This is a genomic window from Pyrinomonas sp., assembly GCF_040289685.1.
Classification (GTDB): domain Bacteria; phylum Acidobacteriota; class Blastocatellia; order Pyrinomonadales; family Pyrinomonadaceae; genus Pyrinomonas.
On the sequence record NZ_PSLQ01000023.1, the window covers coordinates 12,466 to 26,239 of the forward strand.

Annotated in this window: 12 protein-coding genes and 1 pseudogene; 8 read left to right on the forward strand and 5 right to left on the reverse strand. The window is 59.5% G+C overall.

Features of this window, described 5'->3' with window-relative positions; all coding sequences use genetic code 11:
* Positions 1-444 precede the first annotated feature (444 nt).
* Positions 445-990, forward strand: a complete 546-nt coding sequence (locus tag C4334_RS06950; protein ID WP_352431363.1) for a hypothetical protein — start codon at positions 445-447, stop codon at positions 988-990.
* 65 nt (positions 991-1,055) lie between these two features.
* Positions 1,056-2,000 carry a retroviral-like aspartic protease family protein gene (locus tag C4334_RS06955; RefSeq protein WP_352431364.1) on the forward strand — a complete coding sequence of 315 codons (945 nt, stop codon included), beginning with the start codon at positions 1,056-1,058 and terminating at the stop codon, positions 1,998-2,000.
* Between the two features lie 88 nt (positions 2,001-2,088).
* On the opposite strand, the pseudogene C4334_RS06960 reads toward C4334_RS06955, so the two are convergent.
* The 4 genes and pseudogenes from C4334_RS06960 to C4334_RS06975 all read right to left on the reverse strand — a co-directional run.
* Positions 2,089-2,214 (reverse strand): annotated as a pseudogene (locus C4334_RS06960) (hypothetical protein); the annotation flags it as partial.
* Entirely contained in the window at positions 2,181-2,585 is a 405-nt protein-coding gene (locus C4334_RS06965; protein ID WP_352431365.1) for a hypothetical protein, read from the reverse strand. The pseudogene C4334_RS06960 and the gene C4334_RS06965, both read right to left, overlap by 34 nt.
* On the reverse strand, positions 2,548-2,997 hold the full coding sequence (locus tag C4334_RS06970; RefSeq protein ID WP_352431366.1) for a hypothetical protein: 450 nt from the start codon (positions 2,995-2,997) through the stop codon (positions 2,548-2,550). The genes C4334_RS06965 and C4334_RS06970 overlap by 38 nt, the downstream gene beginning before the upstream one ends.
* 201 nt (positions 2,998-3,198) lie before the next feature.
* Complete coding sequence (locus C4334_RS06975; protein WP_352431367.1) at positions 3,199-4,146, reverse strand: cobalamin-binding protein; 948 nt, start codon at positions 4,144-4,146, stop codon at positions 3,199-3,201.
* Positions 4,147-4,530: 384 nt separating this feature from the next.
* Here C4334_RS06975 and C4334_RS06980 point away from each other — a divergent pair, with 384 nt between their 5' ends.
* The 6 genes from C4334_RS06980 (at position 4,531) to C4334_RS07005 (ending at position 13,602) form a co-directional block, all read left to right on the forward strand.
* Positions 4,531-5,310 (forward strand): nitroreductase family protein, encoded by a 780-nt coding sequence (locus tag C4334_RS06980; RefSeq protein ID WP_352431368.1) that lies wholly within the window; start codon positions 4,531-4,533, stop codon positions 5,308-5,310.
* Positions 5,311-5,431: 121 nt separating this feature from the next.
* Entirely contained in the window at positions 5,432-5,824 is a 393-nt protein-coding gene (tatA, locus tag C4334_RS06985; protein ID WP_352431369.1) for a twin-arginine translocase TatA/TatE family subunit, read from the forward strand.
* A gap of 51 nt (positions 5,825-5,875) precedes the next feature.
* A complete protein-coding gene (tatC, locus tag C4334_RS06990; RefSeq protein ID WP_352431370.1) occupies positions 5,876-6,955 on the forward strand; it encodes a twin-arginine translocase subunit TatC in 1,080 nt (359 codons plus the stop codon).
* Positions 6,956-7,080: 125 nt separating this feature from the next.
* Complete coding sequence (locus C4334_RS06995) at positions 7,081-8,694, forward strand: GWxTD domain-containing protein (protein ID WP_352431371.1); 1,614 nt, start codon at positions 7,081-7,083, stop codon at positions 8,692-8,694.
* 459 nt (positions 8,695-9,153) lie between these two features.
* Complete coding sequence (locus C4334_RS07000; protein WP_352431372.1) at positions 9,154-12,636, forward strand: TonB-dependent receptor domain-containing protein; 3,483 nt, start codon at positions 9,154-9,156, stop codon at positions 12,634-12,636.
* A gap of 201 nt (positions 12,637-12,837) precedes the next feature.
* On the forward strand, positions 12,838-13,602 hold the full coding sequence (locus tag C4334_RS07005) for a PHP domain-containing protein (RefSeq protein ID WP_352431373.1): 765 nt from the start codon (positions 12,838-12,840) through the stop codon (positions 13,600-13,602).
* Here C4334_RS07005 and C4334_RS07010 read toward each other — a convergent pair.
* A complete protein-coding gene (locus C4334_RS07010) occupies positions 13,579-13,773 on the reverse strand; it encodes a zinc ribbon domain-containing protein (protein ID WP_502943411.1) in 195 nt (64 codons plus the stop codon). The two genes, C4334_RS07005 and C4334_RS07010, sit on opposite strands and share 24 nt — an antisense overlap.
* Position 13,774: the final 1 nt, after the last annotated feature.

Here is a 13,774-nt window from a genome sequence, read left to right on the forward strand (position 1 = left end):
TTTTTAAGGACACCGGTGCCGCCGCCGACTCCGATCAAGGGCTGGCACCGCTTTTCCGGAGAGCTTCAGGCGCAGTTCAAAAGTGTTCCAGCGGATGATTGATTTCGTATTCACGTTCGACGTTTTGGTGCATTCGCAATGCGATTCACCGCATGTTCAGCAGTCACGCGAAGATTGCGATCTGATTGCAACTTGATTGTAACTTCGATTCGACGTCGTCGACATCCCACGCAACAATATGTGAAAGCATCGCTACTTCGGTTGCTATCCTGTAGGTCCCTTCCCAATGGAACGGCAATTGCTCCTTCGTCTGGTGAGCTTTCCCCGTTGTCAGTACTTAAGAGCTTTTCCTGAGGAGAAGAGATCATGCTAGCGAACACCAATCATAAGATTCTCGCGGTCGGCTTAGCGGCGGCACTGCTCGGCGGATCTGTCGGTGCTCTTGTGTCCCGTTCTACGGGGCCGAAAGTTCCAGAGCCGACAGCGAATGCGACAACTGCGCCAACGACGACGCCAGCGACCACGCAACAGACGCAAGCGCAGATGTTGCCGACGGCGCAAACAACTCCGGCGCCGCAAAACGAACAGACTAGCGAAGCGGCACTGACACCAGAACAGATCGCTTATCGCGATGGTTTCGCCGAGGGCTTCCGCGCTGGCCGGAGCGAGGCGACTGGCACACGCGCGACATCGAGCCCGAGCGAAAGGGTGGTTTATCGCAACGTGCCGGTTCGCTCTTCGAGCAGCGCGCGTCGGGTCTATTATGATTACAACAACGATCGCCGCTATGTGCGTTACCGTCGGGACAATCGCTCGTTCTGGGATCGGCACCGTGACAAGTTGACGGTGGCTATCGGCACGGGCGTCGGGGCCGCGGTCGGTGGCGCAGTCGGCGGCAAGAAAGGCGCATTGATCGGCGCGCTTGCTGGTGCGGGCGGCTCGGCGCTATACACTTACAAGTTGCGCAAGCGTGACGACCGCCGATATTAACTCCTGAAGTTTCAAAAACGCCGTGATCTTTCGGATCGCCTTGAGACGGTGTTTTCGGGCGCGTCATGCAGAAACAAGCGCTTGGCATCGTTTTTAGCCTCCTCCTTCTGGTCACTTTCATTGGGGCAGCTCCGCATGTCGGGGCTGCCATTTTTTCCCTCAAGCGATCGCTCGCCGCAACGTTCACCTCACGCGCGCTGCCGCGTCCCGTTCGTTTTCAGGAGCGCGAGGGTCGTGGGTTGCTTGTCGATGTCTGGATAAACGACGTTGGACCTTACGTCTTCGCCATTGACACCGGAGCCGGCGCAACCATCATCGCGCCGCGCGTTGCCGCGCAAGCGCGCGTAGAACCTACGGCACGCGAGTCCCAAATAACCGGCCTGAGCGGAAGAGGTATTGTCACCGGAACGCATGCGCGCATCAGCAAGCTCGCCATTGGCGACGCAGATAATTTCCTTCCCGCTGAAGGAGCAGTCATCATTGCACCGCTGCCTCGCGGCCTCGACGGCATACTCGACCCGACGGAAGCTTTCTGGCCACTCAATTACGTTATAGACATGCCTGCGGGCGAACTGTGCGCCCTCGATGGAGAAGAGGCTTTTGCACGAAGCCGCGAAATGACCGTTGTGCGTTGGTTGCCCGATGCGCAAGGGCGTCGTCCGTTCGTCCGACTCGCAAATGGACAGCGCGCTCTGCTCGACACGGGATCGGGTCTTGGTCTCGCTGTGAACTCTGCTGCAGCGCGCAGGCTCGGCATCGAACCGCCTGCCGATGGGCCAACCGATGCGGTGTTGCGTGATCTCGGCGGGGGTGGCATCAACGCGCGGCGCATCGCACCGGCGACCATCGCGCTCGGCACGATGTTGCTGCGCAATGTGCCGACTGACTTCCTCTACGGAGTCGAGGCGCAGACGCCCGTGCTTTTGGGGCGCGATGCGCTGCGTCCATTTCGCCTTTACTTCTACGCGCGCGAACGTTTGATTCGCATCGAAGTCCCAACCGACGGCTGATCCCGAAGCGATGGCAAAAGACTACGATCATCTCTGCTGAAACCGTCTTTCGCCCGAGCCGCTTCTGCAACGCACTGAAAGGCAGACCCCGTCCGGCGCGGACGGGAACGATCCCGCCGTCGATGATGACATCGGCAGAAAGCTTCGCCAGCTCCTCGACCAGCTCGGGAAATCGGTGTGTCACCTCGTCGAGCGTGCGGGAGAAGAGCCGCACGCGCCCGCCGCCGATGTGCGCGCTTGCGCGCGTATGCCGTCGTATTCGTCTTCGATGAAGAATTCGCCGCTCATGGTCCGAGCGACATCCGCTGCATCGAGCGCGGCAGAGGCGAGCATGAACTTCACCGGATGAAACAGACGCACAGTCGCTCGTTCCAATTCATTGTGCCGCGCAAGCACGGCCGTTTCGCCGACGTCGCCCGTAAGCATGCTGGCGCGCGCGACGCTGATCAAAGGGCGTTCGAAAGCGCGCGTAATTGAATCTTCCACTAGCCTTTCGCGCAGACCGATGCGCTGGTCGCCTGCGAGCAGTTTGGTCAAGTATTTCGCCTCAAACGCGTCTGTGCGGCGGAAAGCCTCCGCGAGCATGTCCTTTCCTTCTTCGCGTCACGCTTGCGCTCAGCGCGCCGATCAAATCTTCGACGTCGGCCAACGTCAAGCTCAGCGAACCGCTCTTGCCGCACGTTTCGTTGATCACCTTGAAAGCGACCTCGCCGGCATCGCCCAAGCGCACATAGCGCGGGCGCAGCGCTGCGATCTCTACACCAGTTGCCTCGCTTAACGCTTCGCGCAGCAACGCGGTGCCGACGCTGGTCGTGCGCGCGTCGCTCAAGGCGAATTGCTGCCCAGCAGGAATACAGCGCAGATCTCGGTCCTCAAGACCGCGCAAATATTGGCCGAGAAGCGCCGCTTTCTCTAGCTTCCGGCTCGTCGCCGCGAGTGACTCCGCAACCTGCGCGAACCCTTCGAAAGATGCGCCCTTGAATTCCTGTTCCGTCATCCCCGAATGGCTCACGGTATTTGAACCACTGATTTTTCGTTTGCAACGCTCCCCGTCGTTTCAACTTTCAAGCGAGCGTACCCGAAACGTCCTACGTCATCGCCTCCTCTTTGGCGGCCACGAAGATCAGCTTCATCCGTTCCATGCCTCCAACGGCATGGAGCCGGTCGCAGAACGCGAAAGATCGCAAGTCCGTCATCCTTACGCTTCGACGCGCATCAATTCCAGCGGCACGCGCACAGCTTCTCGTTCGTCAGGCGGACCGAACCGATCGGGGTGAAGGATGCGCGCAAGTATCTCGGCGCCGCGGACCACGCGCGGTCCCGGTCGACTGAAATACGCGGTCGCATCTACAGCCCAGACTTGTTCTCGACGCACGGCGGTCAACTCCCTCCAACCCTCAGGAAGCACAGCCTTTTCGAGAGCGCGAAAGATGTCGGCGATGTAGTAGCCGCAGGGGATGAGCACGATCACTTCCGGATCGTACGCACGAATCTCTTCGGCGGTAGTCGTGCGCGACGGTGCGCCCATGAAACCGAACGACGGATCGCCGCCAGCAAACGAGAGCTGTTCTGGCACCCAGTGGCCCGGAGCAAAGGGCGGCTCCAACCATTCGAGCAACAGTGTGCGCGGGCGGGCGACATCGGCGGTGCGTGCACCGAGCGCATCCAGCCGCGCGGCGAGCTGTCCCACAACGCGCTCGGCTTGGCGCACGCTGTCGGTTAACTGGCCCACCGTTCTAATGTTGTCGAAGATATCTTCGATGGTGTTCGGTTCGAGCGAGACGACGCGCACGTCCGCATCGAGAAGGCGCGCGGCGCGACTAACCGTGCGGTAACTGACCGCGCAAACGTCGCAAAGCTCTTGCGTCAAGATCAAATCCGGGGCGAGTTGGCGCAACAGTTCTTCGTTCAGGTCGTAGATCGAACCGTGTCCATCCAGTTGGGAACGGACGGCATGATCGATCTCCGCGCTCGACATCGTCTCGTGCGAAATGCGGCTCGACGTAAGTCGCGGCTTGGTCGTCACCGAAGGCGGGTAATCGCACTCGTGCGTGATGCCAACAAGCGATTCTTCGAGGCCGAGCGCACAGACGATCTCGGTGGCCGAAGGCAATAGCGATGCGATGCGCTGAGCGCTTCTGCTCATGTTCCTTCCTCCAAGGCTTTCAGCATAAAGCGCCGCAATCGTTGCGGTCAAAGAGAACGCGGCGCGCGTTCTCCTCTCAAACGAAAGCATAGCCGTTCCGCGCCCCTGCGGGCGCGATCGCGCGTTGGCTTTCATCTCAACGCGGAACACCGCTCGAATTCGCGGCGGCGAAGATCGCCGACCGAGCGGCGACAGCTTCCATTCGAGCAAAAAGCACCTCGAACGCGACCATCGTGGCCGCGCCCTCTTCTGCCGCCTAGATCAAACAGCGTGGGAGCACGCTTTTTGTTCGGGGACCGACCGGTGATTTGAAACGGTTTTTTCAGATTTCTTTTATCTTCGCGGGTTTGCACCGCCGACGCGACGCGCTACAATCGAGTCGCAATGACTGTCGCCTCGATTGACGGAGCCAAAAGGTTTGAGATGGATGAGCCGCCGACCAGTTTTCCGGCAACACAGCCGGATGGGTCCCCGCTCAAACCGATCACGCGCATTCTGCTTGAAAGGCGCGCCACCATCAGCTTCGCCTCCGATGAGGTGCCGGACGACGTGCTTGAGACCATCTTGCGATTCGGTGCACAAGCGCCATCGGGCTATAACCTGCAACCATGGCGTTTCATCGTCGTGCGCGATCGGCAAAATCGCGCGCGCTTGCAGCGCGTCGCCTTCAATCAGGCCAAGATCAGTGAAGCACCCGTCGTCATCATCGGCGTCGGGTTGAAGGAGAGTTGGCGCAAGGAGGCCGAACGTATCTTTCGCGAAGGGGCGCGGCGTGGTGCCGGACGACTCGAAGATGTTGAACAAAAGGTGGCGCAAGCCGTCAAAGCCTTGGAGCAAGAGCGTGCCGATGTATGGGTGACGCGCCAAACGGCGATCGCGCTGACGACGATGATGCTCGTCGCCGAAGCTTACGGCTTCGATACGGTGCTCATGGAAGGCTTTGATGCCGAAGGCGTGCGACGCGAATTCGGGCTGCCATCCGACGCAGAGGTCGTCGGGTTGCTCGCCATCGGGCGGATGCGCGGCGAGGAGAAGCCCTACCCGGGGCGCCTGCCGTTGTGCGAGATCGTCTTCAAAGAACGCTACGGCGAACCGTGGACCGAAGCAAAGGGATCACCGGAGCGACGCATCCAAAAAGCGGACATGTCGCCGGACGAGAGATGATGAAAGGAATTTAATCCATTTTTCATTCTCCTTTCATCGGTTGCAGTGGAACCTCTGCGAGGGGATGCGCAAAAGGGACTAGCTCCGGCGCGATGGCAGCAAAGAGGCGGGAGGGAGAAAGATGTTTCTGCTGATCTTCGAATTCTTGGGAACGACCGAACTGCTCGTCATCTTGGTCGTCGCCCTAATCATCTTCGGACCGCGCCGTTTGCCCGAACTCGGGCGTTCGCTCGGGCGTAGTCTGAGCGAATTCAAGCGCGCTTCCGAAGATTTCAAACGAACGTGGGAGATGGAGGTCGAGCGCGAGCGGTTTGAGAAAGAGGGGGAGATTTCACGCGCCATGGTCGCTGAACCAATCTCGCCCGAATATGCGGCGCCACGCGAGACCGAAAGTTTCCCAACCACCGATCAATACGAACCATCGGTTCAACCAGCAGCCCACACCATCGCCCGCGATGCGGGGAAACGAGAGGAACCGCCGACCGACGCGGCGGAAAAACGCGAATGGCTTTGATGCCCTTCTCGGCGCGGCGATTTTCCTGGAGCGAGTTTTTGAATCCAGAACATGGCATCCACACTGACCAAAGCTGAAATCGAGCCGGAACGCGAGGAAGAACTCGGCGGGCAGATGTCTTTTCTCGAACATCTGGACGAGCTGCGCCGCCGTTTGATCCGGTCCATTCTTTTCGTCTTCGTCGCCTTCGTCCTCTGCTGGTTCGTCTCCGATTACATCTACAATTTTTTGGCCATTCCGATCAGGCGCGCGTTGGCCGAGGCGCAGGAGCGGCAATTGCCGCTCGGCGGCTTGACGGGAAACGAGCGTATTTTGTCGCTCGATTCGCTGCGAGAAGGCGAAGCCGGGCGCTACGTCTTTGCCGAAGCGACCAAACTCGGATCGAGCGTGATTCCAGCCGGCACTTCGGTGCAAGCCCGCGTGGCGCGCGATGCGCAAGGGCGCCTCGGGTTGTTCACCGATGAGCCGATCATCGCTGGACCGACGGTGATCCCCAAAGGCGTGCGCCTGCCGACCGAGTTCGATACGCGCCCCGATGCGCTGCCGGGCATCGATGACAAGTTGATCGTCACGACAGCGATGGAGCCTTTTTCGCTCTACGTCAAGGTTTCGCTCTACGCCGCCGTCTGTCTCTCAGTGCCGTTCATCCTGTGGCAGATCTGGGCTTTCGTCTCGCCCGGACTCTATCCGCACGAACGCGCTTATGCCTTGCCGTTCATTCTGCTTTCGACCATCTCGTTCGTCATCGGCGCGGCTTTCGCTTACTACGTTATCTTTCCGCCAGCGGCGAGCTATTTGCTCGGCCTTGGACAAGACTTTCGACTGCTGCTACGCGCGAGCGATTACTTCGATTTCATCATCTTGGTGATGCTCGGCATGGGCGTCGTCTTCCAAATGCCCGCGGTGACCTATATTCTGGCGCGCATCGGGCTGGTTTCGGCGCGGTTGTTGATACGCATCTGGCGCCCGGCGCTGATCGTGATCTTGATCGCGGCGGCGGTGCTCTCTCCGACGAACGACGTCCCGAACATGATGCTCTTCGCCGCACCGATGATCGTTCTCTACATAGTTTCGATCTTCGTCGCGTGGATCTTCGGTAAAGAGCGCGTTGCCGAAGAGGAGGCGGCTTGACTCGGTTTTGCGCCGGATTCTAAAATCTTCAGGCTAAGCCCAAAAGCATCAGGTTCGTCACGAGCTTTGGTCCGACTCGCAGCGAAGGCAACTTGAAACGTTTTTATCCTCGAGGAGCGTGAACGATGAGTGGCAACTTACTCCGCGTCTTCGTCTGGACTTTGGTTTTCCTGCTGGCCTTGCCGCCAGTGTGGGCGCAAGACAAAAACCGCAACCAAACGCCGGTTGAAGAACGCCCGCGCAATGTCAAGCCGGAACTCAAAAAGGTTTACAAAAAATGGCTCGAAGAGGATGTCGCCTACATCATCACCGACGAAGAGCGCAAAGCTTTCTTGAAACTGCAAACCGACGAGGAACGCGAGCAGTTCATTGAAGCCTTCTGGCGGCGCCGCGACCCTGATCCAGACACCGAAGAGAACGAGTTCAAAGAGGAATACTACGAGCGCATCGCCTACGCTAATCAGCACTTCACCTCCGGCATCCCCGGATGGAAGACCGATCGCGGGCGCATCTACATCAAGTTCGGCAAGCCGGATTCCATCGAGTCCCACCCGATGGGTGGACCATACGAGCGCCCCTATTACGAAGGCGGCGGCTCGACCACTACATATCCCTTCGAGGTCTGGTTCTACCGCTACATTCCGGGCGTCGGCTCCGGCGTCGAAATAGAGTTCGTCGATCCGACCGGCACGGGCGAGTACCGCATCGCGCGTTCGCCATACGAAAAGGATGCGCTGCTCTATGTGCCGGGAGCTGGGTTGACGCTCGCCGAACAGCTAGGGCTAGCAAACAAGGCCGACCGCATTGCGGGGCTGACCGGCCCGAACAGCTACATGCGCGAGCAGGACAATCCGTTCACGCGCCTTCAACTGCTGGCCGACCTAGAACGCGCGCCGCAGATCAAATTCAACGACTTGGCGACAGCCGTTAATACTCCCGCGGTCGAAGACAATCCGCTCAATTTCGATATGCGGATAGACTTCTTCCGCCAGTCGGACGATCGCGTCGTCACAGCTTTTACGATCCAGACCGAAAATCGGGATCTCGTCTTCAAAGATGTCGGTGGCGTGCAGACGGCCCAACTCAACATCTTCGGACGCATCACGTCGGTCGCTGGTCGGCGCGTGGGCGTCTTCGAAGATCCGGTGATCACCACCGCCACGCCAGAAGAACTAGCCAATATCAAGGACCGTAAGTCGGCTTATCAAAAAGCGGTGGCGCTTCCGCCCGGCACCTACAAAATCGACGTCATCGTGCGCGATATCAACTCCGGCGCAACTGGCGTTCGCCACGTCGGTTTCACCGTGCCGAAATACGACTCACAAAAACTTTCAACTTCGACGCTCGTGCTCGCGGCCAAACTCCAAAGCTTGATCGATCAACCGGCCATCGGTCAGTTCGTCATCGGGCAGAACAAAGTCATCCCGAACGTTTCAGGCATCTACCGACGCGGCGAACCCGTCGGCATCTACATGCAGGTTTACAATGCCGGCATCGACCAGATGACCCTTCGTCCATCGGTGGATGTCGAATACGTCTTGGTTAAAGACGGCAAAGAGGTGAACAAGGTGGCCGAAGATTGGCGCGGCATGAGCGATGCCGGTCAACGGCTGACGCTCGCCAAATTGCTTTCGACCAGCGGACTATCGCCCGGCGAATACGAGTTGCAAGTGCGCATCAAAGATCGCGTCTCGGGTCAAACGCTGATGCCCTCAGCGAAGTTCACGGTCGTCGAGTGATGCGCTTCGCCGCCCGGCTCCTTTCGTTGCCGAAGAGCGCAAGAGTGCTTTCGCGCTCTTCGGCTTTAGCTTTTCAAGCGCCACCGTCCAACGCCTCAAATTCCTCGCCGCATGCCGCTGAATTCTCCCGAACGCATGAAGAGCGCGCTATGCTGGCTCTTCCGGGGATTTTTTCATCTCGATCTTGAACAAAGCGGCGTAGTCTCGCCAAGCCAACTCTCCGCCGACCCTTCGCGCGATACCTTTCGCCGCGGCCAAACGCCCCTCGAAAGATCCCTTGAAAACATAAGGACCAACGCGCTCTTCGCGCCACAAGCGTGACGCGAAAGATTTAAGGCCAAAGCAAAGCTCCGGTAAGCAAGAGTTAACCCTGCGCCACAATGATCGGGGTTGGAAAAATTCTCATTCCGAAAGCCGCGCGTCTTGGTACGCGCCGATGATAAAACGAAGGAGCGCTCAATGAACTTCAATCTTCTCTCCGCTCGCTCTTGCCTCGCGCTGGCTGTCGCGTTTCTGTTGCTCTTCGCGGCACGAGATCAAGCGCGCGCGCAGGTTGATGCGGCCTCCCTGACCGGATTGGTCGCAGACGCCAACGGCGCCGCCGTTCCCGGCGCCAGCGTCGTGCTCACAAATCTGGAGACGAACATCTCCGCGCAGACCGCGACCGGCGAGGATGGTTACTACTCCTTCACCAACCTGCGGCCTGGTCCTTACTCGATCACTGTTGAACGCGCTGGCTTTCGTCGCGAGACGCGCCCGGAATTCAGGCTGTTCGTCGGCCAGCGCGCGCGTTTGGATTTCACATTGGCTGTCGGACAGGTGACCGAAGCAGTCACGATCACCGACGAGCCATTGTCTTTGCAACGCGAGGATGCATCGCTCGGCAACACGGTCGATAACCGCCGCATCACGACGCTGCCGTTGACACAAAGAACATGGGATGATCTGCTTGTGCAGGTCGCCGGAACGCAAGGCGACCCCTACACTGAACAAGCTGGCGGCACGGCTTCGGGACGTACCGGCGGCGTCAATATCCACGGCACGCGCTCGCTGATGAACAACTTCATCCTCGATGGGCAAGACAACAACTCGATCTCGACCAACGTGCAAGAGTTTTCGACTCAAGTTGTACGCCCGTCCGTTGATTCTATCGGCGAGTTCAAAGTGATCACGGCACAGTATTCCGCCGATACGGGACGCTCCGCCGGCGGCGTGATCATCGTGACGACTAAATCGGGGACCAACCAGCTTCGCGGCCTCGGCTACGAGTACTTCCGCAACAAGATCTTCGACGCCAACGATTTCTTCTCCAATCGTCTCGGGCGGAGCAAACCGCAACGCAACCAACACCAATTCGGCGGCAACTTCGGCGGGCCGATCGTCGAAGATCGCGCCTTCTTCTTCGCTGATTACGAAGCGACGCGCATCCGGCAGGGCGTGTTGCGCATCGCGACGGTGCCGCTCGCCGCCGAACGCAGCGGAGATTTCTCGGCCCTGCTCGGCGAAGAGCTGCTCTTCAATGGACAGCGCATCCCGATCCTCAATCCCGATGGCACGCCATCGGGCCAGTTCGTGCGTCGCGGCCAAATCTTCGATCCGCGCACGCAAGTCGCCAATCCGCGTTTCGATCCATCACAGCCCGTCTCGCCGTTCAACCCGCGCTTCATCCGCCAACCCTTTCCTGCCAATCGCATCACGAACATCGATCCGGTTGCAGCGCGTTTAGCGTCTTTGTGGCCCGCTCCGAATCTGCCTGGACGCGTTAACAACTTCGCGCGCACGCCCTCGATCTCCGACGATCAGGATCGCCTCACTACACGGATTGACTGGCATCTAAATTCGAACAACGATCTTTTCGGCAGGTACGTTTACAGTAAAAGAACCCGTTTCGTTCCCGGCTTTTTCGGCGGCATCGCCGATGGCACGGACACATCCGCGTGGGGGAAGAACGACATCACCAGCCACTCGCTCACCATCGGGTGGAATTCAGTGTTATCGCCAACGCTCGTCAATCAATTTCGCTTCGGCCACGCGCGCGCGCGCGCCAATGGCGTGCAAGAACCTTTCGGGCAAGGCTCATCGAGCGACTATATCCCAGGAATTCCGAACAAGCCGGAAGTTCAAGGCGGCGTTCCCGGCGTGGTCATCTCCGGCTTCAGTCCGCGTTTGGGGTCGCCGGACTTCCTGCCGAAATTTCAACACTCGATGCAGTTTCAGTTCACCAATACGCTCGCTTGGACGCGCGGCACGCAGGCTCTGCGCTTCGGCGCGGACGTGATGTGGCCTTTGCGCCTCGATTACCTTGACGTTCCGGCAACGCGCGGGCGCGTTGGGTTCGATGGAAGCTACACGCAGTTCGCCGGTGGTCTCACAGGCACGGGCGCGCCGTTTGCCGATTTTTTAGTCGGTTGGGCGCGCAATGCCGCGCTCGCTAATCTTGTCATCGTCAACCAGCGCCGCTACCTGTATGCCTTCTTCGTTCAAGACGACTGGAAGGCGACGCCGCGTTTGACGCTTAACCTCGGCATGCGATACGACTTCGGCTCGCCGGCTTATGAAAAGAACAATCGCGTGGTCAATTTCGATCCGGAAGCCGCCCGGCGCGCGCGCACGCCGCAAGAAGCTCTCGCCGCGTTACGCCTAGCCCGTGATGGCAAGCTGCGCGATCGCGCGCTGGTGCGTCCCGATCACCTGAACCTCGCACCGCGCTTCGGGTTCGCTTATTCTCCTACCGATTCGTGGGTAATCCGCGGCGGTTATGGCATCTATTACAACTTGATCGATCGCATCGGTTCGGAAGATCAATTGGCGCTCAATCCGCCTTTTTTCGTCAACTACAACTTCACGAGCGATACGTTCACACCAGCGCTTCGTCTGAGCACCGGGTTCGCTTCGGATACTCTCTCGCCAGCCAACGTCGATGTGCGCCGCGTGCAACTTCGCGCTGCCAATCCCGATGCCAGCACGCCCTACATGCAACAGTGGAGCATAGGCGTGCAACGGCAGCTCGGACGCGATTGGCTCGCCGAGGTGAGCTATGTCGGGAGCAAAGGGACGCACTTGATGACGTTGCGTGACCTGAACCAACCGCTGCCGGGTCCGAAACCCGCGGCAATCAACGACCCCGATCCAAACGTGTCGCTACCGGCACGCGCGCTCTTCTTCCCGTATCCGGCCTACGGCTTGATCGAATATCGCGACGACAACGGGATTTCAAATTACCATTCGATGGAAGCGACGCTCGACAAACGATTCAGCAACGGCTGGACCACACGCATCGCTTACACGCTCGCAAAATCGCTCGATAACTCTTTCGAGCATCTGACCAGCGGCGGATCGAACAGTTTCCCGCAGAACGCGCGCGATCTGCGCTCTTGGTACGGGCCATCGGATTTCGACGTGCGCCATCGTTTGGTGATCAATGGCATCTGGGATCTACCCTTCGGGCGCGGACGCGCTCGCCTGCGACAAGGCGTCAGCGCCGCCATCTTCGGCGGATGGACCTTGACCGGATCCTTCAACCTGCGTTCCGGCAGGCCGTTTACGGTGACGCAATCGGGCGATCCGCTCTTTCTGGGCGCCCTCTCGACGACGTTGCCCGATCTCGTTGCCGATCCGCGCGTAAGCGATCCGACGGTTGATAAATGGTTCGAACCGCGCGCCTTTCAACCTTTACCGACTGGCGCGACGCGCTTCGGCAATCAAGGGCGCAACGTCCTGCGGGGTCCCGGTTTCGCCTCGCTTGATCTCGGCATCCATCGGCGCTTCTCGCTAGGGAGCGAAGCGCGTTATCTGGAGTTCCGCTGGGAGATGTTCAACGCGCTCAATCGCGCCAACTTCGGTCTGCCGAACAGAGATATACGCGGGTCGAACATCGCAACGATCACGACCTTGGCTGGCGATCCGCGCGTCATGCAGTTCGCTTTGAGACTCAACTTCTAGCGGATCGCGCTTGAACTCTCAGCGCATGGAAGACGAAGCGGGAGTGAAAGATGAAAGGGCGCCGCGAAAACCGGCGAGAGCGCCGGGACGAGGCGAAGACATATTTTGAACGAGATGTGCGCAGAATTCTTCAGAAACAGGTTGTTCGCGTTCGCGCTCTTGAGCGCGTCAGCCTTCTCCATGGCTCAAGGCTCGAAGATCGTGGAGAAAAGGATGCGCCTCGTGCCACCGCGCGCCGCAGATAGCCGCTACGTCTATCTGCCTTTCGACGTTCCGACAGGCACGGTCGCCGTGACGATCGAACTCGCATACGACCGCGCTGGCGGAGCGAATGCGATTGACCTCGGCCTCTTCGATGCGCGCTTTTCCGGTTCACCGCTGGACCAGCGAGGGTTTCGTGGTTGGAGCGGCGGAAGGCGTAAGCGGGTGACCATTGCGCAGGATCGCGCCACTCCAAGCTGCCTTCCTGGACCGATTCAAGCTGGGACTTGGCGCGTGATCCTCGGACTTTATCGCATCGCCCTCGAAGGCGTCGAAGTCACGCTGCGCTTCACGACCGAACAAAAAACGAGCGTGTCGGCAGCGACGGCGCCGATTGCCGTCGCTCGCTCCGACGACGCAACAGTTACCCTCCTTGCGCCACGCTCCGCAAGCAGCCCAACCAATGGCGCAAGCGCGATGCCCGCTGCGCGCGCACCGCAACGGGCATCGCTCCCACCCTCTCGCGGAAAATCTTCCGGCTGGTTCCGCGGCGATTTGCACCTGCACACGGTCCATAGCGACGGCGATTGGGCGATCGAGGAGTTGGTCACACGTGCGCAATCCACGGGATTGGATTTCATCGCCATCACGGACCACAACACGTTGACATCCTCCCCACGGCGCGCAGCCGGGGGATTCTCGGAGGTGATCCGAGCGTGTGCGCGCTTCATTGGGCGCTGCTCAGCACAGCCGTACCAGCTTTGACGCCCCCTCCAAGCGCAGACGGGGCTGCCCGACCGCCAGAATGTTCTTTGCGCCGTTTTCGTCTCGGTCGTGGATCACGCCACACGCGGGGCACGTCCATACCCGGACGGAAAGTGGTAATCCAATGCGCTTTGATGTAAAGAAGGGAGGAAGGCGGCACTCCTCGCGCAGC

Excerpts from the sequence above, each read along its gene's own strand:
- C4334_RS06995 (WP_352431371.1), top strand. The coding sequence starts at position 7,081 with ATGAGTGGCAACTTACTCCGCGTCTTCGTCTGGACTTTGGTTTTCCTG.
- C4334_RS06965 (WP_352431365.1), bottom strand. The coding sequence starts at position 2,585 with ATGCTCGCGGAGGCTTTCCGCCGCACAGACGCGTTTGAGGCGAAATAC.
- C4334_RS06980 (WP_352431368.1), top strand. The coding sequence starts at position 4,531 with ATGACTGTCGCCTCGATTGACGGAGCCAAAAGGTTTGAGATGGATGAG.
- tatC (WP_352431370.1), top strand. The coding sequence starts at position 5,876 with ATGGCATCCACACTGACCAAAGCTGAAATCGAGCCGGAACGCGAGGAA.
- tatA (WP_352431369.1), top strand. The coding sequence starts at position 5,432 with ATGTTTCTGCTGATCTTCGAATTCTTGGGAACGACCGAACTGCTCGTC.
- C4334_RS07000 (WP_352431372.1), top strand. The coding sequence starts at position 9,154 with ATGAACTTCAATCTTCTCTCCGCTCGCTCTTGCCTCGCGCTGGCTGTC.
- C4334_RS06955 (WP_352431364.1), top strand. The coding sequence starts at position 1,056 with ATGCAGAAACAAGCGCTTGGCATCGTTTTTAGCCTCCTCCTTCTGGTC.
- C4334_RS06975 (WP_352431367.1), bottom strand. The coding sequence starts at position 4,146 with ATGAGCAGAAGCGCTCAGCGCATCGCATCGCTATTGCCTTCGGCCACC.
- C4334_RS06970 (WP_352431366.1), bottom strand. The coding sequence starts at position 2,997 with ATGACGGAACAGGAATTCAAGGGCGCATCTTTCGAAGGGTTCGCGCAG.